Source organism: Aeromicrobium sp. Root495 (genome assembly GCF_001426755.1).
In the GTDB taxonomy this organism is placed as follows: domain Bacteria; phylum Actinomycetota; class Actinomycetes; order Propionibacteriales; family Nocardioidaceae; genus Aeromicrobium.
Genome location: NZ_LMFJ01000001.1, coordinates 1317275 through 1337116, shown reverse-complemented (window position 1 = coordinate 1337116; position 19842 = coordinate 1317275). Strand labels below are relative to the sequence as shown.

The window sequence follows — 19842 nt, the reverse complement described above, 5'->3', positions numbered from 1 at the left end:
CATGTCCAGCCCGGCTGAACGCTTTGCCGCCTCCCGCGCCGACCGGGTCCACCCGCACCTCGCGGAGTTCCGGGACCACCACCCCTTCGCGCTCGATCCCTTCCAGGTGGAGGCCTGCCGGGAGGTCGAGGACGGTCGTGGCGTGCTGGTGGCTGCTCCCACGGGATCAGGCAAGACCATCGTGGGTGAGTTCGCGGTGCACGTCGCGCTCGCCACGGGTCGCAAGTGCTTCTACACCACCCCCATCAAGGCGCTCTCCAACCAGAAGTTCCACGACTTCGCGGAGCGGCACGGCGAGGAGAACGTCGGGCTCCTGACCGGTGACACGTCGGTCAACGGCGACGCTCCCATCGTCGTGATGACCACCGAGGTCCTGCGCAACATGCTCTACGCGGGCTCACGCACCCTCGACGGGCTCGGCTACGTCGTGATGGACGAGGTCCACTACCTCGCCGACCGCTTCCGTGGGGCGGTGTGGGAGGAGGTCATCATCGGTCTGGCCGACTCGGTGAGCATCATCTCCCTCTCCGCCACCGTGTCCAACGCCGAGGAGTTCGGCGAGTGGCTCACGGAGGTCCGCGGAGACACCGTCACGATCGTCGAGGAGCGCCGGCCGGTCCCGCTGCACCAGCACGTGCTTGTGGGCCGCAAGCTGTTCCCGCTCTTCGAGGACGGACCGGACCAGCAGGTCAACCGCCAGCTCGAGCGCATGGCTCGCGAGGACTTCCTCCTCGTGCGCGGCAACGGACGCGGTCGGCCGCCGCGCGGAGGAAAGCGTCCCCGCAGCAACCACCGCACGCCCGGACGCGTCGAGGTGGTCGAGAAGCTCGAGTCCGAGGGGCTGCTCCCGGCCATCGTCTTCATCTTCAGCCGCGCCGGCTGCGCCGCGGCCGTCCAGCAGGTGCTCGACGCCCGCATCAACCTCACCACCCCGGAGGAACGGGCCGAGATCGAGGCGTTCGTCGACGAGGCGTGCTCCCACCTCCCGCAGGACGACCTCCACGTGCTCGGCTTCCACGAGTTCCGCGACGGCCTCGGCCGCGGGGTGTCGGCCCATCACGCCGGCATGCTGCCCGCCTTCAAGGAGATCGTCGAGAAGCTGTTCAGCGCCAACCTCGTCAAGGTGGTCTTCGCCACCGAGACCCTCGCGCTCGGCATCAACATGCCGGCCCGCTCGGTGGTCATCGAGAAGCTCACGAAGTGGAACGGCGAGGCCCACGTCGACGTCACGCCGGGCGAGTACACCCAGCTCACGGGTCGCGCCGGGCGCCGCGGCATCGACGTCGAGGGTCACGGCGTGGTGCTCTGGCAGCCCGGCCTGCAGCCACGCCAGGTGGGCGGTCTCGCCTCCACCCGCACCTATCCGCTCAACTCCTCGTTCCGCCCGTCGTACAACATGGCGGTCAACATGGTCGACCAGGTGGGCCGTGAGAAGGCGCGCGAGCTCCTGGAGCAGTCGTTCGCCCAGTTCCAGGCCGACCGCGCCGTGGTGGGCATGGCCCGACAGATCCACAAGGCCGACGACGCGCTGGAGGGGTACCGGGAGTCGGCCTCCTGCCACCTCGGAGACTTCATGGAGTACGCCGCGCTCCGACGCGAGCTGAGCGACGTCGAGGCCTCCGGGTCCCGCAAGCGTCGTGCCGCCGACCGCGCCGAGGTCGTCGAGTCGCTCGTGGGACTCAAGGTGGGCGACGTCATCAACGTCCCGGCCGGCCGCTGGGCCGGGCTCGCCGTGGTGCTCGACCCCGGCACGGCCGAGGCCGAGGCGCCGCGTCCCATGGTGCTCACCGCCAACCGGCACGCCCGTCGGCTCGCGCTCGTGGACTTCCCCACGCCCGTCGAGCCGCTGCTGCGCATGCGGGTGCCCAAGACGTTCAGCTCGCGCAACCCCCAGGCCCGTCGCGACCTCGCCTCGGCGCTGCGCGACCGTGCCGAGGGCATCGCGTGGCGGCGCGACACCGCGTACCGCCCCGGCAGCGGGGGATCGGTCGACGCCGACCCTCGCATCGCGGAGATCCGCGCCGCGATCAAGGCCCATCCGTGCCACCAGTGCCCCGACCGTGAGTCGCACGCCCGCTGGGCCGAGCGCTACCTCAAGCTCGAGCGCGACACGCAGACGCAGCGCAGCCGCATCGAGCAGCGCACCAACACCGTGGCCCGCCAGCTCGACCGCGTGAACGAGGTGCTCGACGAGCTGGGCTACCTCGACGGCGACACCGTCACGCCCGACGGCCGACGTCTCCAGCGCATCTACTCCGAGCTCGACCTGCTCGTGAGCGAGTGCCTGCGGCGCGGTGTCTGGAAGGGACTCGCCCCGGCCGACCTGGCTGCCGTCCTGAGCGGCATGACCTTCGAGACCCGCAACGCCGACGACGCCCCGGCGCCGCGCTTCCCCAACCGGCGCACGCTCGAGGTCAGCGAGACCATGTCCACCCTGTGCGCCGACCTCCAGCTCCTCGAGCGCGAGCACCGCGTCAAGTTCCTGCGCAAGCCCGACTTCGGCTTCGCCCAGGCAGCGCACGACTGGGTGCTGGGATCCTCCCTCGACGACGCCCTGCACCTCACCGAGCTCGCGGCCGGCGACTTCGTGCGTTCCATGAAGCAGCTCATCGACCTCGTCGCGCAGGTCGCCCAGGCCACCGACGACGACGCCCTGCGCTCGACGGCACGCAAGGCGCTCGACGGCCTGCGCCGGGGCGTCATCGAGTACTAGGTCGTGGGGGACCAGCGGCACGGGGCAGGCCTCACCACGCTCGAGACCCGGATCGACGCCGTCGCCACGCGGTGGCTCGAGCACGCCCCTTCACGCGGGGTGCGGTCCTTCGTCGTCGAGCTCCTGGTCTTCGGCCTCAAGCAGGCCTGGGCCTGCGTGTTCGGAGCGCTCCTGCTGGCCGCGGTGATCGCTGCCCGGCTCTGGTACCCCGACGACGCCGACCTGGCCCGCAACGACGCGCTCGTGCTGGTCGCGGTCGCCATCCAGGTGGCGATGGTCTCGTGGCGCCTGGAGAGTCGACGCGAGCTCGCCACGATCCTCCTGTTCCACGTCGTGGGCACGGTGATGGAGATCTTCAAGACCGGCGTCGGGTCCTGGGAGTACGCCGAGGGTGGTGTCCTGCACGTCGGCGCCGTCCCGCTGTTCACCGGTTTCATGTACGGGGCCGTGGGCTCGTACCTCGCCCGGGTCATGCGGCTCTTCGACCTGCGGTTCACCCGCTACCCGCCGCTGTGGGCCACGGCACCGCTCGCCGTGGCCATCTACGTGAACTTCTTCAGCCACCACTACGTCGTCGACATCCGGTGGTGGCTCGTGGCCGCGGTGGTCCTGCTCTACGGTCCGTGCCGCATGCACGTCCGGGTGCTCCGTGCCCGCTTCTGGATGCCGGTCACGATGGCGTTCCTGCTGGTGGCGGTGTTCATCTGGTTCGCGGAGAACATCGGCACGCTCACCGGCACGTGGACCTACCCCGACCAGGCCGACGGCTGGCACCTCGTGTCGGTCTCCAAGCTCGTGGCGTGGTTCCTGCTGATGAACCTGTCGGTGGTCCTGGTGACGATCGCGCACCCGCCCCGCAGGCCGGACGGACCCGAGGTCAGCCCAGTGCGGTGACGAGCCGCTCCGGCACGCCACCCAGGCTCCACTGCTCGCCGAAGGCCGTGATGGCGTCGCGCTGCTCCCGCGAGAGCGGCTCGCGCACGAGCACCTCGGTGGGGACGGCGTCGTCCCGGACCCGGACCACCTGGCGCATGGCGGCCACGAGGTCGGCGGAGTCGAGCAGGTTCTGGCGGACCCGAGGCTTGACGGACGAGCCCGGGTCGGCTGCCGCGGCGAGGATGCCGTCGAGGTCGCCGAACTCCGCCAGCAGCACGGCCGCGGTCTTGTCGCCGATCCCGGCCACGCCCGGGATGCCGTCCGAGGTGTCGCCCCGCATCGTGGCGAAGTCGGCGTACTGGGCGGCGTCGATGCCGTACTTGTCCCTGATCCATGCGTTGTCGACGACGTCGTGGTTGCCCACGCCCCGCGCGGTGTAGAGCACGCGCACCGGCTGCGCGTCGTCCACGAGCTGGAAGAGGTCGCGGTCGCCCGTGCAGACGTCCACCGGACCGTCCCACGCCGGCGCGAGCGTCCCGATCACGTCGTCGGCCTCGGCACCGTGGGCGCCCACCACCGGGATCCCCACGAGGCCGAGGGCCTCTGCGATGAGCGGGACCTGGGGCGAGAGGAGGTCGGGCGTCTCCTCGGAAGCCTCCGACGAGCCCACGTCCTCGCCGTCGGCCAGACGGTGCGTCTTGTACGAGGGCAGCAGGTCCACGCGCCACTGCGGACGCCAGTCGTCGTCCCAGCAGGCGACCACGGCGTCGGGCTCGTACCGCGCCGTCAGCGTCGCGACGAAGTCGAGCAGCCCGCGCAGCGCGTTGACGACCGTGCCGTCCTGGGCCTTGAACGTGTCGGGCACGCCGAAGAACGCCCGGTAGTAGAGGCTCGCGCTGTCGAGCAGGAGAAGACGTCCGGAGGCCATGGCCCCACCCTAGGAGGAATGCTCCCGGCGGGCCACGACCTCCGGACGTCGGAGGAAGGTGTCGCTCAGCGCCTCAGCGAGTGCTCGCTGTGCGCCCGCGCACGAGCCCCCTTGGCCTTGACCGACGCCTTGCTCTTGGTGGCGCGGCGGGTGCCGGCGTCACCGTAGAGCCCGAGCTTGGACTGGGCGATCCGGACGGTGGCGTAGGCCGCGCCGTCACCCAGCTCGGACATGGCCTTCGTGCTGAGGTTGGTGATGTCGTCGCACGCCTGGTGGTAGCAGGCGTCGTACGCCTCGCCGGCCACACCGCCGTACGTGGCCGCCTCGGCCTCGGTCTTCACGCCTTCGGCGCCGCTGAACAGACCACCCGCCGGGATGCCGTACTCGATGAACGGTCCGTAGTCGGATCGTCCGTCGAACGCCGTCGGGGCCGTGGCCAGCTTCTTGGAGCCGTAGTAGTTCGTGAAGACCCTCTCGATCTGCGCCGACCCCGCCGGTCCGGCCTCGCCGCCGAGGTCGGAGGCCGAGCCGTTGCCGTCGTAGACGAAGCGGACGTAGTTGGGCGAGCCCAGCATGTCGAAGTTCAGGTTGGCGTAGATGCGCGAGCGCTGCAGGTCCGTGAGGGAGTCGACGTAGTACTGCGAGCCGAGCAGGCCGGCCTCCTCGGCGCCCCAGAAGGCGAACCGGACCGGACGCTGCAGCTTCTTGTCGATCTTGGTCCTGCGCAGCTGCAGAGCCGTCTCCAGGACGGCCGCGGTGCCCGTGCCGTTGTCGTTGATGCCCGGCCCCTCGGCGACGCTGTCGAGGTGGGCGCCCACCAGGACCGCCTGCCCGGGGTTCTTCGTCCTCGACGAGGCCGGGAGGTTGGCGATGACGTTCTCGGTCTTGCGGGCGGCGTCGTTCTCGGTCTTGGCGGTGACCTTCACCGTGGCGTTCTCGGTCTCGGCGAGCGCTGCGCCGTCCTCGAACGAGATGCCGACCGTGGGGATGCCGACAGCCTCGCCCAGCGTGCCGGTGAGCAGCTCGGTGCGTCCCTCCTGGCCCTCGTTGAAGATGATGGCCGCGGCGTAGCCGGCCGCCTCGGCGTTGGCCGCCTTGGCACCGAAGTCACACGTCCCGCGCTGCAGGAGCGCGACCGCGTCCTCCGACGGAGCCGCCGGGAAGTCCTCCGCCTCGCAGCCGGACGTGCTGCCCGGCTCCGCGAGCGGGGGCAGCGTGAGGTCGACGGGCACGACGGGCCCGGTCACGTCGCCGGAGCCGGAGTACTGGAAGGCCTGCGTGTCGATGTCCTTCGCAGTGGGCTCCACCTGGGCCAGCGTCGCGGGCTCCAGGTCGCGCGAGAACGGGAACGTGAACGTCTGGCGCTTCACGACGTAGCCGGCGTCCTTGAGCTTCTTGGCGACGTAGTCGGCCGAGGCCGTGTAACCGGGAAGGCCCGAGGCGCGGTTGCCGTCGTTCCGGTTGGCGATGACCTGCAGCTGGCGGAGGTGCCTGAGCTGTCCGTTGACCGTGAGCGCCGTGGCGAGGCGGTCGGCGTCCGTCGTGGCAGCGGCTGCCTTGGGCCTGGCCTTCTCCTGCCCGGCGAAGGCGGGCGCCGAGACCGTCAGGCCGGCGGCCAGGACGAGCGAGGCGGACAGTGCGATGGACCTTCGTGCAGGCGTGGTCCGCATGTGGGAACCCCCCGATTCCTTGAGAACGATGTGGGCCCACCTTGCTCGAACCGGGTGCTGACCGCAACAGGCCGTCGCATGGTGCAACCATCTCGGGATCAGCGCGTCGGATCGCTGGGGACGAGCCGACTATCCTCGCAGTGTGACCACGCGATGGAGCCGAGCCCAGTCCGAAGCCGCCCGCCAGGGACTCGACGCCCTGCTCATCACGCCGGGAGCCGACCTGCGCTACCTCACGGGGTACGACGCCAAGCCGCTCGAGCGGCTCACGTGCCTCGTGGTCCCGTCCGAGGGTGACCCGTTCCTGGTCGTGCCGGCCCTCGAGCGGGCAGCAGCGGAGGCGTCCGGCGTCGAGATCGCCCTCGAGACCTTCGGTGAGACCGAGGACCCGTTCCAGCTGGTCGCCTCCCTGCTTCCCTCAGCCACCTCGGTCGGGCTCGACAACCACATGTGGGCCGAGCGGGTCTTCGCCTGGCACGACGTCCTCCCCGAGACCGCCTTCACGACGGCCGGCACCGTCATCCGCGAGCTCCGCCTCCGCAAGGACGCCGCCGAGCTCGAGGCGCTCCGCGAGGCCGGAGAGACCATCGACCGGGTCCACGCCCGCGTGCACGAGTGGCTCCGACCGGGCCGTACCGAGCGCGAGGTCGGCGCCGACATCGCCCGCGCCATCGTCGAGGAGGGCCACGAGACGGTCGACTTCGTCATCGTCGGCTCGGGACCCAACTCCGCCTCGCCGCACCACGAGCTCTCCGACCGCGTCATCGAGGAGGGCGACCCGGTGGTCGTCGACCTCGGCGGCACCACGCATGCCGGGTACTGCTCGGACTCCACGCGCACCTACCTCGCCGGCGGCACCCCGGACCCGCAGTACGCCGAGGCCTACACGGTGCTGCTGGCCGCGCAGACGGCGCAGCGCGCCCACGCCCGGCCCGGCGTCACCGCCGAGTCCGTCGACGCCGTCGGACGCCAGATCCTGGCCGACGCGGGCTACGGCGACCTCTTCATCCACCGCACCGGACACGGCATCGGCATGGAGACGCACGAGGAGCCCTACATCGTGGAGGGCAACGAGCTCGTCCTCGAGGAGGGCATGGCCTTCTCCATCGAGCCCGGCTTCTACGTGTCCGGCGTGCACGGAGCGCGGATCGAGGACATCGCCGTCTGCACCGCCGACGGCCTGGCGGTCCTCAACGACCGCCCGCGCGAGCTCGTCGTGCTGTGACGACCCTTGAGTCGGCGCCGGCGCCGGTGGAGCCGCCCTCGCCGGTCACACCCCGCGCCCGGGTGGTCCTGCCCGTCGCGGCCCTGAGCGGGCTCCTGTGCGCTGCCGCGTTCGACCCCTGGAACGTCCCGCTCGCCATGGTGCTCGGCGTGGCCGTGCTGTTCGCGCTGCTGCGTCGGCTCGGTTCGGCCCGCAAGCGCCTCGTGCTCGGGAGCGGGTTCGTCTACGGCCTGGCGTTCATGGGGCCACTCATCTGGTGGATGCGCGCCGTGAGCGACGGCGCCTACGTGGGTCTCGTGATCTTCGAGGCCCTCTTCCTCGCCGTGATACTCTTCGCCCTCCGAGCCACGGCGAGGCTGCGGGCCTGGCCCCTCTGGACCGCGGCTGCCTGGGTCCTGGGGGAGTGGGCTCGAGGCACCTTCCCGTTCTCGGGGTTCCCGTGGGGCCGTCTCGTCCACACGAGCATCGACACCCCGTTCGCGCCGTTCGTGCGACTCGTGGGGATGCCGGCCACGTCGTTCCTGCTGGCCCTTCTCGCTGCATGCCTCGTGCTTGTCGTCACAGCGTCGTGGCGGACCCGGCTCACGGCCGCGGCCGTCGTCGCCGTGACCACGCTCGTGGGCCTCGTGCTTCCCACGGGCGTGGCACAGGCTCAGGGTGAACGAGTCTTCGCCGTCGTCCAGGGCGACGTCCCCGGGGAGTTCCTGACCTGGAAGCGTGGAGAGATCTTCCAGCTGCACGCCCAGGAGACCGCGCGCCTCGCGTCCGACGTCGCGGCCGGCAGGGTCCAGCAGCCCGACGTCGTGCTGTGGCCCGAGAACGCCACCGACACCGATCCCTTCCACGACGAGCCCGTCCGCACCCAGATCGAGGCGCTCTCGGCCAGCCTACGGGCCCCCATCCTCGTGGGCGGGATCTACGACGGACCCACGAGCAAGACAGCCCTGAACGCCGGTGTGGTCTGGTCCGCCGACGGCCCGGGGGAGCGCTACGTGAAGCGCAAGGTCGTGGTCTTCGGCGAGTACGTGCCGTTCCGCAACCTCCTGGGCCCGCTGGTGCCCATCCTCGACCGCGACATCCCGCGCGACATGCTGCCGGGAGACGAGAGCGGTGCGCTCTCCGTGGTGCCCGACTCGGGCCGCTCCGTCATGCTCGGCGACACCATCTGCTGGGACATCGCCTACGACGGCATCGTGCGGCAGGCCGTGGGCGACGACGCCGAGGTGCTCGTGGTCCAGACCAGCAACGCGAGCTTCACCGGCACCTCGCAGCCCGAGCAGCAGTGGAAGATCTCGCGTCTGCGCGCCATCGAGACCGGGCGGTACGTCCTCGTGCCGTCCACCAACGGCATCAGCGGCGTGGTCGACGCCGACGGCAACGTCGTCGAGCGGGCGCCGCTGCACGAGCCGGCCACCATCGTGAAGAAGGTGCCGCTCGCCCACGGGAGCACCCCGGCGCAGCACCTCGAGCTGCCGCTGCAGATCGCGCTCGTGACCCTGGGTCTGGCAGGATGGATTCTCGGCGTCCGACGAGGGACGGTGCGCCAGGACCACGCAGGGGAGGACGACGAGGCATGAGGACGCTCGTGATCATCCCCACGTACGACGAGGCCCAGAACATCGCCTGGATCATCGGCCGGGTCCGAGCGGCCACGCCCGAGGTCGACGTGCTGGTGGTCGACGACGCCTCGCCCGACGGCACCGGTCGCATCGCCGACGAGATCGCCTCCGAAGACCACCAGGTCCACGTGCTGCACCGCACCACCAAGGACGGTCTCGGCGGTGCCTACCTCCACGGGTTCTCCTGGGGGCTCGAGCGCGGGTACGAGCTGCTGGTGGAGATGGACGCCGACGGCTCCCACCTGCCTGAGCAGCTGCACCGCCTCCTCGAGGCGGCCGAGGGCGGCGCCGACCTCACCATCGGCTCCCGCTGGGTGCCGGGCGGCGAGGTCGAGAACTGGCCCTGGTACCGCAAGCTGATCTCGCGCGGCGGCACGCAGTATGCGCGCGTCATGCTGGCCCTGCCCATCCACGACGCCACGGCCGGCTACCGCGCCTACCGCGCGACGGCGCTGGAGCAGCTCCAGCTCGACCTGGTGGCCTCCCAGGGCTACTGCTTCCAGATCGACATGACGCGTCGGGCCCGGGCAGCCGGGCAGCACATCGTCGAGGTCCCCATCACGTTCGTCGAGCGCGTCCACGGCCAGTCCAAGATGAGCTCGTCCATCGTCCGTGAGGCTCTCTGGCGGGTCACGGGCTGGGGCATCCGGCGCCGACTCGGCCTCGGACCGGCCCGACGCGAAAGAGTGGCCGCGCCCCCCGGGGCACGACCACTCTCGTCCAGGCGCTGAGTCACTCCCAGCGCACGGGCTTCGCCGTCAGGCGGTCTTCTTCTTGCCACGGCGGTGCAGGTGCGGCGGACCGATCTCACCGGAGCGCAGCAGCTCGAGGCGCTCGGTGAGGATCTCCTCCAGCTCGGACTCTGAACGACGCTCGAGGAGCATGTCCCAGTGGGTGCGCACGGGCTTCTCCTCCTTCTTCTCAGGAGCGATGCCGTTCACGCGCTTGCCGACCTGTCCGGTGCGGGGGTCCTCCCACTCGTGCGGGACCTCGGCCTCGTCGGACATGACCACCGTGAAGGTGTGTCCGTCGTCGCACACGTACTCGATCTCCTGCCGAGGCGCCATCTCGACGCCCCGCTCGTCCTCAAAGCTCTGCGCACCCAGTCGGGCGCCGCGAAGTGCTCGTTCGGCCATGATGTCCTCCTGTCCCCGAAGCGAGCCCACGCTGGGGCTCACTATCACTCAACGTACGGGTCTCACATGAGATTCCCCTGAACCAGGACCCGCCGCATCCCGAGAACGCGCATCAGGCGCTGGTGCGCGCCCGGTCCTCCAGCTCGACCGGCACCTTGAGCAGAGCCAGGAGTCCGACCACGAGCACCAGGACGATGCCGAGGATGCCCCACCGGTCGTCGCCGCCGAGGAAGGCGAAGAGACCGAAGAGGACGGGGGAGAGGAACGAGACCGCACGACCCGTCATGGCGTAGAGGCCGAAGTGCTGGCCCTCCTTGCCCACGGGGGTCAGCCGGATGAGGTAGGTGCGCGATGCCGACTGCGCCGGTCCCACGAAGAGGCACAGCACGAGGCCCAGGGTCCAGAAGGCGGCCGGCCCGGACAGGAAGAGCAGCACGACCCCCGCGACGATCATGCAGGAGAGCGAGAACACGATGACCCGGCGCGGCCCGGCCGTGTCGTCGAGTCGGCCCGCGAACCAGGCGCCGACCGCAGCGATCACGTTGGCGACGACGCCGAAGATCAGCACGTCGTCCTTGGCGATGCCGTAGACGCTCACGGCGATGATGGCGCCGAAGGTGAAGACTCCGGTGAGGCCGTCGCGATAGAGCGCGCTCGCCGCCAGGAACAGGGCCGTGCCCCGCTCGTCGCGCCACATCGTGCGCAGGTCGGCGAACAGGATCCGGTAGGACTCGAAGAAGCCCGCGGCCGGGACCGGGCTCGCCGAGGCCGGGAGCTCCGGCACGCTGCGGAAGAGCGGGATGGCGAAGATCGCGAACCAGCCGGCGGCCAGCAGGGCGATGAGGCGGATGTTGAAGCCGTCGTCGGTGGGGAGACCGAGCAGACCGCCGTCGCCGACGACGAACCCGGCGTAGCAGATCAGCAGCAGCACGATGCCGCCCAGGTATCCGAACGCCCACCCGATGCCGGAGACCCGACCGACGTCGTCGGGGGTGGAGACCTGGCGCAGCATGGCGAAGTACGGAACCTGGGCCAGCTCGAACAGGACCGTGCCGGCGGCGAACAGCGCCAGCCCGAGCCAGAGGTAGTGGTAGTCGTCCTTCACGAAGAACAAGCCGGCCGTGATGACGATGACCCCGGCTGTCAGGAGCCCGAGGGTGCGCTTGCGCCGACCTGTGGCGTCGCCGCGCTGGCCGGAGACCGGCGCGAGGACCGCGAGCACGAGGCTCGCCGCGCCGATGGACCAGCCCAGCCACGAGCTGGCCGAGACCGGACCGGGCAGGTCCTCGCCCACCGCGTCGGTGAGGTAGACCGAGAAGACGAAGGTGACGATGACGGCGTTGAACGCCGCGGAGCCCCAGTCCCACAGGCTCCAGGCCAGGACCTGGGAGCGACGCGACTGTGCGGCGACCGCGGGGGAGACGGGGGTCTCGGTCATGAGGTCACGATGACACAGCGGGGGGCCATGGTGCGCCCCGCTCCACCAGGACGTCGCGCAGGACGTCGGGACGGTCGGTCACGATGCCGTCGACCCCCAGGTCGAGGAGCCGGTGCATGTCGACCGCGCTGTCGACGGTCCACACGTGGACGAGGATCCCGGCGGCGTGCGCCCGCTCGACGAAGCCTCGCGTGACGACGCGGACACGGCCCCGTCGCTCGGGAACCTGCGCAGCGACCGCCCCGCGACGAGCCCCGCACGCCTGGAGACGTCGCAGGGGAGCGAGGCGCAGCAACGCCACCTCCACGGGGGAGAGCGCAGTGGCCAGTCCTGGTGCGAGCTCTCGGATGCGTCTCATCCGGGCGTCCGAGAACGTGGCCAGGCAGACCCGGTCCTGCGCGCCGGCCCGTGCGATGACGTCGAGCGTGGGCTCGACGGCCGCGTCGGACTTCACGTCGATGTTGAACCGGGTGGCGGGCAGCGCCTCGAGCACGGCGGACAGCCGCGGGATGGGCGCTCGGCCACCCATGACGACAGCGTCGACCTGGTCGCCCGTCAGTGTCTCGATGGCAGCCTCGTCACCCGTCATCCGCGAGAGTGAGAGGTCGTGGAAGGCGTAGACCACGCCGTCGGCCGACACGTGGACGTCGGTCTCGACGTACGCGTACCCGAGCTCGACGGCACGGCGAAAGGCCTCCAGCGTGTTCTCGACCTGCTCGTTGCCCGCGAGCAGCGCACCACCGCGGTGCGCGAGCGCGTGCGGGACGGGCGGCTCGAGGTACGGGTGGATCAGATGTCCCGGAAGGTCTCGATCTCGGCGCCGAGCGCGTTGAGCCGCTCGGCCAGGTCCTCGTACCCGCGCGCGATGACGTAGATGTTGCGCAGGACGGACGTGCCCTTGGCCGCGAGCATGGCGAGCAGGATGACGACGGCCGGCCGGAGCGCCGGCGGGCACACGAGCTCGGTGCCGCTCCAGTGCGTGGGGCCGTCGACGAGCACGCGGTGCGGGTCGAGGAGCTTGACGCGTGCTCCCAGCTTGTTGAGCTCGGTGAGGTAGATGGCCCGGTTCTCGTACACCCAGTCGTGCAGCAGGGTCTGGCCCTCGGCCGTGGCCGCGATGACCGCGAAGAACGGCAGGTTGTCGATGTTCAGCCCGGGGAACGGCATGGGATGGATCTTGTCGATCGGCGCCTTGAGCGACGAGGGGTGCGTCGTGATGTCGACCAGACGGGTCTCGCCGTTCTCGGCCGGGTACTCCTCGCTGCGGTCGTAGACGAAGCCCATCTCCTCGAGCAGCGCCAGCTCGATCTCCATGAACTCGATGGGGACGCGCCGCACGGTGATGCTCGACTGGGTGACGATGGCGGCCGCGATGAGGCTCATGGCCTCGATGGGGTCCTCGCTGGGGGCGTAGTCGACGTCGCAGTTGATCCGCGTCTTGCCCGTGATCCGCAGCGTGGTGGTGCCGATGCCCTCGACCCCGACGCCGAGCTTCAGCAGGAAGAAGCACAGGTCCTGGACCATGTAGTTGGGGCTGGCGTTGCGGATGACCGTGACGCCGTCGTACCGGGCGGCTGCCAGGAGAGCGTTCTCCGTGACCGTGTCGCCGCGCTCGGTGAGGACGATGGGGCGCTCCGGGCCCACACCGCGGGCGGCGTCGACGCGGTAGCTGCCCTCGGTGGCGACGACCTTGAGGCCGAACGGGCGCAGGGCCGTCATGTGCGGCTCGACGGTGCGCGTGCCGAGGTCGCAGCCGCCGGCGTACGGGAGGTCGAAGGAGTCCACCCGGTGCATGAGCGGGCCCAGGAACATGATGATGCTGCGGGTGCGGCGCGCGGCCTCCTCGTCCATGGCGGCGAGGTCGAGGTCGGCCGGGACCACGAGCTCGAGGTCGTTCTGCTCGTTGAGCCAGCGGGTGCGGACCCCGATGGAGTCGAGCACCTCGAGCAGACGGTTGACCTCCTCGATGCGCGCGACCTTGCGGAGCACGGTGGTGCCCTCGTTGAGCAGGCTCGCGCACAGCAGTGCGACGCCGGCGTTCTTGGAGGACTTCACGTCGATGGATCCGGAGAGCGTGGTGCCGCCCTTGACCCGGAGGTGGCTGGGACCCGACGTGCCGACGCTGACGAGCTCGGAGTCGAGCGCGGCGCCGATGCGGGCCAGGGTGTCGAGGGTCAAGTTCTGCTGCCCCTTCTCGATGCGGTTGACGACGCTCTGGGTGGTGCTGAGCTCGGTCGCCAGCTCGGCCTGGGTCAGGCCGCTGTGCTGACGTGCGTCACGGATCAGTGCCCCGATGCGGGCGAGGTAATCGTCTCGGTTCGACATGGCTACACGTTATCGCATATATGCGATAACTCAATCAACCCGCCGCGGTGGCCGTGGCTGCCGGCTGACGCGGTCGGATGAGGAGCGCCACCGCCACGCCGACGACCGTGAGCAGCCCCGCGACGATGCCGAGGACGCCCACGTGCGGGTCGTCGCTGAGCAGCTCGATGATCTCAGCGGTGATGATCTGCCCGGCGATCATGCAGAGCCCCAGGACGAGGACGCCATGGACCCGCACCAGGAGCGCCGCCAGGCTGATGAAGCCCACGCCCATGACTCCGCCGAGGTACATCCACCACGTGCCCGGGAGCCCGTCGAGCTGTCCGGGGACCAGCAGGCTCAGGACGAGGACGACGAGCAGGGCCGACGTGCCGACGACGAAGTTGTTGACCGTCGTGACCCACGGGCCGCCGACGTGGGAGACCCGGCCGTTCATGCCCTGCTGCAGGGCGGCACCGGCTCCGGCCACGAGGGGGAGCAGCGCGAGACCGGCGGTCGTGAGCGAGAACTGGTCGACGAGGCGCTCGCCGGCGGCGAGCAGCACCGCGACGACGGCGAACAGGGCGGCGACGAGCCGGGGCGGCGTGAGGTGCTGCTTGCCCGAGGGTCCGATGCCGAGGTGGTCGACGAGCAGACCGCTCGTGGCCTGCCCGGCGGTGACGGCGACGCTGAACAGCGCGACGCCGATGGAGGCGATCGTGAAGCCCTGCGTCGCGACGAGGAACGCGCCGAGCAGGCCGCCGAGGGTCCAGATCCACGGGAGCTCGCCGCTGCGACGGGCCTCGAGGAAGCGTCGGGCACCGGCGCGGGCCGAGGGCATGAGCGCCGCGATGATGCACACGACGACGAGGCCTGACCCGAAGCTGACCGAGGCGGCGGCCAGCCCGGCGCGCGGCCCGTCGCCCAGCTCGTGGGCGAGTCGGCCGTTGATCTGGGACTGGCCGGCGACCAGCGCCCCACCCAGGAACATCAGGGGGACGGCTGCGGCGCGCTGGGCCCGGGAGCTGGTCATGCGACGGACGTCGCGTCGCTCTGGCCGAGCAGACGTGCGTCCTGGGCGCCGCTGTGACCCACGACGTGGCCCCAGTACATGCCGTGGGCGACGTCGGAGACGGTGCAGTCGTGGATGGGGAGGATCGTGCGAGGCCCCACGCGACGGACGAACTCCACCGTCTCGCTCACCTTGGCCCACGGCGCCGAGAGCGGGACGGCGAGCACGTCGACGTCGTCGGGGGCGTACTCGTACGTGTCGCCCGGGTGGAACAGCGTCGTCCCGGCGTTGGTCGTGATCGTGACGCCCACGTTGGTGACGCGGGGGAGCGAGGGCAGGATCTCGGCGTGCGTGCTGCCCACGCCGCGCACCGTGAGCGAGCCGAGGACGTGCTCGTCGCCGTCGAGGTGCACCTCCCAGGAACCGGGGAGGTCGGCCGTCAGCGTCGCCGTCTCGGGGTCGGAGAGCAGGAGTGCGCCGCGGTTCCGCTCCACGAGGGAGGCAGCCCGGGCGGGGTCGAGATGGTCGGGGTGCTGGTGCGTCACGATGATCGCGTCGAGCCGCTCGAGCTGGAACGTCGCGTCGGGGCTGAAGACGCCCGGGTCGATGAGCACACGGGTCCCGTCGTGCTCGACGAGGAGTGATGCATGGCCGAAGCGCGTGATGTCCACGTCTCCATCGTGCAGCACGGCTGGCCGAGCCGCTCCGCGTGGTGTCTCATGTGGCCATGGCCCTGCTCGCCGACACCCGCGCCCTCCTGATGGGCCTGTCCGCACCCCTCGTCGTCCGCCACGGCGCGGGCCTCGACTTCCACCCCGACGCCGCGGAGGAGCCGGACGTCTGGAAGGTGCCCACACGCCACGGGACGGTCCGCTGCCTCGTGCACCGTCCGCGCTCGACCGGTCGGCACGCCGCCGACACCCTGGACGCCCGACTCCCCGCCTACGTGCACCTCCACGGCGGGGGGTTCCTGATGCGTTACCCGCAGATGGACGACTTCTTCGTGCACCACGTCGTGGCCCGGACCGGCGCAGCCGTCGTGAACGTCGACTACGGCGTGGCGCCACGCCACCGCTACCCGGTGGCCCAGGAGCAGGCGCACGACGTCGTCGCGTGGCTCGCCGAGCACGGGGCGGAGGAGGGCGTCGACGGCACGAGGATCGCCGTCGGCGGGTTCAGCGCCGGCGGCAACGTGGCAGCGTCGGCCTGCCTGCAGCTGCGGGACTCGGGTGCGGCCACTCCGCGCTTCCAGCTGCTCACGGTGCCCTCGCTCGACATCACGACGATGCACAAGCCCACCTCCAACCCTCGACCGATGATCGACGCGCGCCTGCTGCGGCTCGTGCGCTCGACCTACTTCCGGGACGAGAGCCGGCGCTCCGAGCCGTACGCCTCACCGGTCCGCAGCGACGACCTGCACGGACTGCCGCCCACGATGATCGTGACCGCGGGCCTCGACGCGCTGCGCGCGGAGGGCGACGCCTACGCCGCCCAGCTCGCCGAGGCCGGGGTGCCGGTCGAGCACGTCATGGTGCCGGGGCGCGACCACTACGTGCTCGACGGCCCCGTGGACGACGCGCGGGCGCTCATGGACCGCATGGCCGACGCCGTCGGTGACCACCTCGTCGCCTGAGCGTCAGCGTCCTGCGAGAAGGTGGTCGGGTGCACGCACTCGTCGACGCCCTGGGCACCCTGCGTCACGTGGTGGACGGGGTCCAGGACTCCGACCTCGGCCGCCCCACCCCGTGCGACGGGCTCGACCTCGGCGCGGTGATCTCGCACGTCATCGGCTGGCAGCAGGTCTTCACCGCAGCCCTCGACGGCAGGCCTCTGCCGTGGGACGGCAGCTCGCCGACCTATGTGGCAGGCGAGTCCCGACGAGACGACCTCGACGACAGCAGCGCGCGGCTCGTGGCCGCCATCGAGCGGTCCGGCGACGACATCGACCTGCCGTTCCGTGGGAGCACCACGCGCGAGGTGCTCACGACCGAGCTCACCGCCGAGACGGTCCTGCACACGTGGGACGTCGCCCAGGCGCTCGGCCGCACCATCGCCTACCACTCCCGCGTGGTCATGACGGCCGGCCGCGGCCTGACGCTGCTGCGGGCCGAGTCCTTCGGTCCCGAGGCCTTCGCCCCGGCGCTCAACGAGCGGACGAGCGACCCCCTGCTGCGGCTCGTGCGGCGCAGCGGTCGAGGACCCTGGCCGCAGGACTAGGCAGCACACCCGCAACGAGGGCATGGTGGTCCCATGGGCCGCCTCACCGTGCAGCAGATCCTCGACGCCGACCTCGCCGACTGGACGAGGCTGGCCGTCGCGCTCCACGCCCGGTTCGACACGGGTGACTTCGCCACCGGGACGGACTTCGTCACCGCGATCTCCGAGGCGGCGGAGGACGCCGACCACCATCCCGACCTCACCTTGACGTACGGCGCCGTCGACGTGCAGCTCCACAGCCACGACGTCGGGGGAGTCACCGACCGCGACGTCGACCTGGCGCGCCAGATCTCCGACATCGCCGTCGAGCTCGGCATCGAGTCGGTTCCAGGTGCCCCCACGCTCGTGGAGATCGGGCTCGACACCGCCCGGCCCGAGCTGCTGGGACCCTTCTGGTCCGCGGTGCTCACGGGCTCGGTCGACGCCTGGAACGGCGACGAGGAGGTCAAGGACCCCACCGGGCAGACCCCGCTCATCTGGATGCAGGACACCACGCCGCACACGGAGCCGCGCCAGCGCTTCCACCTCGACGTGTGGATCCCGCCGGAGGAGCTGGAGGCCCGCACGGAGGCCGTCCTCGCGGCCGGCGGCACCCTGTTCGACGACTCCGAGTCGCCGTCGTTCGTGGTGCTCGCTGACCCCGACGGAAACAAGGCCTGTCTCTGCACCCTCCTGGACCGCTGAGGTCGAAGCACCTGGCTAGGCTGGCCGACGTGGTCGATCTCCTGCACACCCGTCGCATCGGCGAGGTCGGTGACCGTGTGGTCTTCCTGCACGGGCTGTTCGGGCAGGGCCGCAACTTCACCCAGGCTGCCAAGGCGCTGCAGCCGGAGCTGCAGTCGCTCCTCGTCGACCTGCCCAACCACGGCCGCTCGCCCTGGGTGGATCGCGTCTCGTACGAGCAGATGGCCGACGCCGTGGCCGAGACCGTCCGGGCCGAGTTCGCGCCCGAGGGACGGGTCCACGTCGTGGGTCACTCCATGGGTGGCAAGGTCGCCATGGTCCTGGCCCTGCGCCATCCCGAGCTCGTCGACCGGCTCGTGGTCGTCGACATCGCGCCCTCGAGCCACTCCAGCGGGGGCGAGTTCGAGCACCTCCTCGGCAGCCTCGCGGCCGTCGACCTCGCGGGGCTCAGCCGGCGCGCCGACGCCGACGCCCAGCTGAAGGGCCCCATCCCCAACGCGACCACGCGCGGCTTCCTGCTGCAGAACCTGCGGGCCGACGGCAGCACGTTCGCGTGGCAGGCCAACCTCGAGGTCCTGCGGCGCGACCTGAACGTCATCGGCGACTTCCCGAGGATCGACGCCACCTTCGACCAACCGGTCCTCTGGATCGCCGGTGAGCGGTCCGACTACATCCTTCCCGAGCACCACGAGGCGATGCGCCGGTACTTCCCGCGCACCCGCCACGTCACCATCAAGGGCGCTGGGCACTGGGTGCACTCCGAGGAGCCGGAGTCGTTCGTCTCGGCCCTCACGGTCTTCCTCGCCCACCACGCCGAGGACGCCGCGTGAGCTTCCTCCACGTCGTGCCCACGGTCTTCTACGAGGACGTCGAGGTGGGCGTCGACCTGTTCGTCGGCGGCATCGGCATGGAGCTTGTCCACCGCGACGGAGGTCTGGTGGTGCTCCAGCGCGACCGCGCCAAGCTCAACCTGGTGGAGGACGCCGACCAGGCCGCGAAGGACCGCCCGCAGCTGAGCATCGAGACCGACGACATCGACGGCGTGCACGCCGACATCGAGGCGCGCCGGCCCGACCTGCTCCACCCCAACCTTCCTCGGGTCCGGCTCCGCGAGTGGGGCGCCCGCGAGTTCGCCGTGCTCGACAGCACCACGGTCTGCGTGGTCTTCCGGGAGTGGCCCGCCCCGTGACGACCCGCGACGAGCTGCTGCGCGTCTACGACGAGCAGCTGCGCACCGACGCCGAGACGCCCAGCCAGGAGTCCGTGCGGCTCCTCGGGCCGCTCCGGCTCGTCACGTTCCCGCACGGCCGCGGCTTCGTGACCTACCAGGACCTCGACGGAGCGGATGCGTCCACGATCCGCGCCTGGGTGGGGGAGGCACTCGAGCACTACCGAGCCGACCCCGCCATCACCCGCGTGGAGTGGAAGACCCGCGGCCACGACGCCGCACCGGGCCTGCACGACTCGCTGCTGGCGCACGGGTTCGTGGCGGACGAGACCGAGTCGGTCATGATCGGCGAGCCCGGACCGCTCGACGTCGACGTCCCGCTGCCAAACGGCGTGACGCTGCGATCGGTGCGCGACGAGCCGGACGTGCGTGCCATGGCCGCCATGCAGGACCTTGCCTTCGACGGACACGTCACCGAAGGATCGGCCGAGCCGCTCCTGCGACGGCTGGCGCTCCAGGACGGCATGGAGCTGTGGGTCGCCGAGCACGGCGGCGTGATGGTGTCCGCCGGCCGGCTCGAGCCCGTCGCAGGCACCGCGTTCGCCGGACTGTGGGGCGGCGCGACCCTGCCGGAGTGGCGCGGCCGCGGGATCTACCGCGCCCTCACCGCGGCGCGGGCGCGATCAGCCCTCCGTGCCGGGAAGACGCTGCTCCACAGCGACTCCACCGAGTACTCACGGCCCATCCTGGAGCGCAACGGCTTCGTGAAGGTCACCACCACGACCCCCTACCGCTGGACCCGCCCCTCCGGGCAGTGACTCCGCATGCGCGGCGTCCCCGTCGGGCGGTGGA

Annotated in this window: 19 protein-coding genes; 11 read left to right on the top strand and 8 right to left on the bottom strand. The window is 71.0% G+C overall.

Annotated features, from left to right (window positions below):
* Nucleotide 1 precedes the first annotated feature (1 nt).
* The gene (locus ASD11_RS06795; protein WP_056284971.1) at nucleotides 2-2713 is read left to right on the top strand and encodes a DEAD/DEAH box helicase; all 2712 of its coding nucleotides are present in this window, start codon (nucleotides 2-4) and stop codon (nucleotides 2711-2713) included.
* Nucleotides 2714-2716: 3 nt separating this feature from the next.
* Nucleotides 2717-3607: a DUF817 domain-containing protein gene (locus ASD11_RS06790; RefSeq protein WP_056284968.1), complete on the top strand. Its 891-nt coding sequence runs from the start codon at nucleotides 2717-2719 to the stop codon at nucleotides 3605-3607.
* Here the strand turns inward: ASD11_RS06790 and ASD11_RS06785 are convergent.
* Both ASD11_RS06785 and ASD11_RS06780 read right to left on the bottom strand, forming a co-directional pair.
* Nucleotides 3591-4517, bottom strand: coding sequence for a 5'-3' exonuclease (locus ASD11_RS06785; protein ID WP_056284965.1), 927 nt, complete (start codon nucleotides 4515-4517; stop codon nucleotides 3591-3593). The genes ASD11_RS06790 and ASD11_RS06785 overlap by 17 nt on opposite strands.
* 65 nt (nucleotides 4518-4582) lie before the next feature.
* The gene (locus tag ASD11_RS06780) at nucleotides 4583-6187 is read right to left on the bottom strand and encodes a M20/M25/M40 family metallo-hydrolase (protein WP_056284963.1); all 1605 of its coding nucleotides are present in this window, start codon (nucleotides 6185-6187) and stop codon (nucleotides 4583-4585) included.
* Nucleotides 6188-6329: 142 nt separating this feature from the next.
* Here ASD11_RS06780 and ASD11_RS06775 point away from each other — a divergent pair, with 142 nt between their 5' ends.
* Genes ASD11_RS06775 through ASD11_RS06765 form a run of 3 tightly spaced genes read left to right on the top strand, consistent with a single transcriptional unit; the run spans nucleotide 6330 to nucleotide 9762 of the window.
* Nucleotides 6330-7412: a M24 family metallopeptidase gene (locus ASD11_RS06775; protein WP_056284962.1), complete on the top strand. Its 1083-nt coding sequence runs from the start codon at nucleotides 6330-6332 to the stop codon at nucleotides 7410-7412.
* A complete protein-coding gene (gene lnt, locus ASD11_RS06770; RefSeq protein WP_156464622.1) occupies nucleotides 7409-8989 on the top strand; it encodes an apolipoprotein N-acyltransferase in 1581 nt (526 codons plus the stop codon). Before ASD11_RS06775 ends, lnt begins: the two co-directional genes overlap by 4 nt.
* Nucleotides 8986-9762, top strand: coding sequence for a polyprenol monophosphomannose synthase (locus ASD11_RS06765; RefSeq protein ID WP_200940097.1), 777 nt, complete (start codon nucleotides 8986-8988; stop codon nucleotides 9760-9762). The genes lnt and ASD11_RS06765 overlap by 4 nt, the downstream gene beginning before the upstream one ends.
* Nucleotides 9763-9789: 27 nt before the next feature.
* Here ASD11_RS06765 and ASD11_RS06760 read toward each other — a convergent pair whose 3' ends face one another.
* From ASD11_RS06760 to ASD11_RS18380, 6 genes are all read right to left on the bottom strand, one after another.
* Complete coding sequence (locus tag ASD11_RS06760) at nucleotides 9790-10167, bottom strand: RNA polymerase-binding protein RbpA (protein WP_056284953.1); 378 nt, start codon at nucleotides 10165-10167, stop codon at nucleotides 9790-9792.
* A 112-nt stretch (nucleotides 10168-10279) separates the two neighbouring features.
* Nucleotides 10280-11605 carry an MFS transporter gene (locus ASD11_RS06755; RefSeq protein ID WP_056284950.1) on the bottom strand — a complete coding sequence of 442 codons (1326 nt, stop codon included), beginning with the start codon at nucleotides 11603-11605 and terminating at the stop codon, nucleotides 10280-10282.
* Between the two features lie 4 nt (nucleotides 11606-11609).
* Nucleotides 11610-12395, bottom strand: coding sequence for a glycerophosphodiester phosphodiesterase family protein (locus ASD11_RS06750; protein WP_056288532.1), 786 nt, complete (start codon nucleotides 12393-12395; stop codon nucleotides 11610-11612).
* Nucleotides 12395-13930: a UDP-N-acetylglucosamine 1-carboxyvinyltransferase gene (locus tag ASD11_RS06745; protein ID WP_056284947.1), complete on the bottom strand. Its 1536-nt coding sequence runs from the start codon at nucleotides 13928-13930 to the stop codon at nucleotides 12395-12397. Before ASD11_RS06745 ends, ASD11_RS06750 begins: the two co-directional genes overlap by 1 nt.
* A gap of 34 nt (nucleotides 13931-13964) precedes the next feature.
* Nucleotides 13965-14942, bottom strand: a complete 978-nt coding sequence (locus tag ASD11_RS06740; RefSeq protein ID WP_056284944.1) for a DMT family transporter — start codon at nucleotides 14940-14942, stop codon at nucleotides 13965-13967.
* On the bottom strand, nucleotides 14939-15592 hold the full coding sequence (locus ASD11_RS18380) for an MBL fold metallo-hydrolase (protein ID WP_056284941.1): 654 nt from the start codon (nucleotides 15590-15592) through the stop codon (nucleotides 14939-14941). Before ASD11_RS18380 ends, ASD11_RS06740 begins: the two co-directional genes overlap by 4 nt.
* 38 nt (nucleotides 15593-15630) lie before the next feature.
* Here ASD11_RS18380 and ASD11_RS06730 point away from each other — a divergent pair, with 38 nt between their 5' ends.
* The 6 genes from ASD11_RS06730 to ASD11_RS06705 are packed head-to-tail and all read left to right on the top strand — an operon-like array spanning nucleotide 15631 to nucleotide 19808.
* Entirely contained in the window at nucleotides 15631-16554 is a 924-nt protein-coding gene (locus tag ASD11_RS06730; RefSeq protein WP_156464621.1) for an alpha/beta hydrolase, read from the top strand.
* 29 nt (nucleotides 16555-16583) lie between these two features.
* Nucleotides 16584-17138: a maleylpyruvate isomerase family mycothiol-dependent enzyme gene (locus ASD11_RS06725; RefSeq protein WP_056284934.1), complete on the top strand. Its 555-nt coding sequence runs from the start codon at nucleotides 16584-16586 to the stop codon at nucleotides 17136-17138.
* 33 nt (nucleotides 17139-17171) lie between these two features.
* Nucleotides 17172-17822 carry a 4a-hydroxytetrahydrobiopterin dehydratase gene (locus tag ASD11_RS06720; protein ID WP_056284931.1) on the top strand — a complete coding sequence of 217 codons (651 nt, stop codon included), beginning with the start codon at nucleotides 17172-17174 and terminating at the stop codon, nucleotides 17820-17822.
* Between the two features lie 29 nt (nucleotides 17823-17851).
* Nucleotides 17852-18652, top strand: coding sequence for an alpha/beta fold hydrolase (locus ASD11_RS06715; RefSeq protein ID WP_200940096.1), 801 nt, complete (start codon nucleotides 17852-17854; stop codon nucleotides 18650-18652).
* On the top strand, nucleotides 18649-19011 hold the full coding sequence (locus tag ASD11_RS06710; RefSeq protein ID WP_056284926.1) for a hypothetical protein: 363 nt from the start codon (nucleotides 18649-18651) through the stop codon (nucleotides 19009-19011). The genes ASD11_RS06715 and ASD11_RS06710 overlap by 4 nt, the downstream gene beginning before the upstream one ends.
* A complete protein-coding gene (locus ASD11_RS06705; protein WP_056284923.1) occupies nucleotides 18996-19808 on the top strand; it encodes a GNAT family N-acetyltransferase in 813 nt (270 codons plus the stop codon). Before ASD11_RS06710 ends, ASD11_RS06705 begins: the two co-directional genes overlap by 16 nt.
* Nucleotides 19809-19842 lie beyond the last annotated feature (34 nt).

Excerpts from the sequence above, each read along its gene's own strand:
- ASD11_RS06745 (WP_056284947.1), bottom strand. The coding sequence starts at position 13,930 with ATGTCGAACCGAGACGATTACCTCGCCCGCATCGGGGCACTGATCCGT.
- ASD11_RS06740 (WP_056284944.1), bottom strand. The coding sequence starts at position 14,942 with ATGACCAGCTCCCGGGCCCAGCGCGCCGCAGCCGTCCCCCTGATGTTC.
- ASD11_RS06780 (WP_056284963.1), bottom strand. The coding sequence starts at position 6,187 with ATGCGGACCACGCCTGCACGAAGGTCCATCGCACTGTCCGCCTCGCTC.
- ASD11_RS06755 (WP_056284950.1), bottom strand. The coding sequence starts at position 11,605 with ATGACCGAGACCCCCGTCTCCCCCGCGGTCGCCGCACAGTCGCGTCGC.
- ASD11_RS06785 (WP_056284965.1), bottom strand. The coding sequence starts at position 4,517 with ATGGCCTCCGGACGTCTTCTCCTGCTCGACAGCGCGAGCCTCTACTAC.
- ASD11_RS06795 (WP_056284971.1), top strand. The coding sequence starts at position 2 with ATGTCCAGCCCGGCTGAACGCTTTGCCGCCTCCCGCGCCGACCGGGTC.
- ASD11_RS06765 (WP_200940097.1), top strand. The coding sequence starts at position 8,986 with ATGAGGACGCTCGTGATCATCCCCACGTACGACGAGGCCCAGAACATC.
- ASD11_RS06720 (WP_056284931.1), top strand. The coding sequence starts at position 17,172 with ATGGGCCGCCTCACCGTGCAGCAGATCCTCGACGCCGACCTCGCCGAC.
- ASD11_RS06760 (WP_056284953.1), bottom strand. The coding sequence starts at position 10,167 with ATGGCCGAACGAGCACTTCGCGGCGCCCGACTGGGTGCGCAGAGCTTT.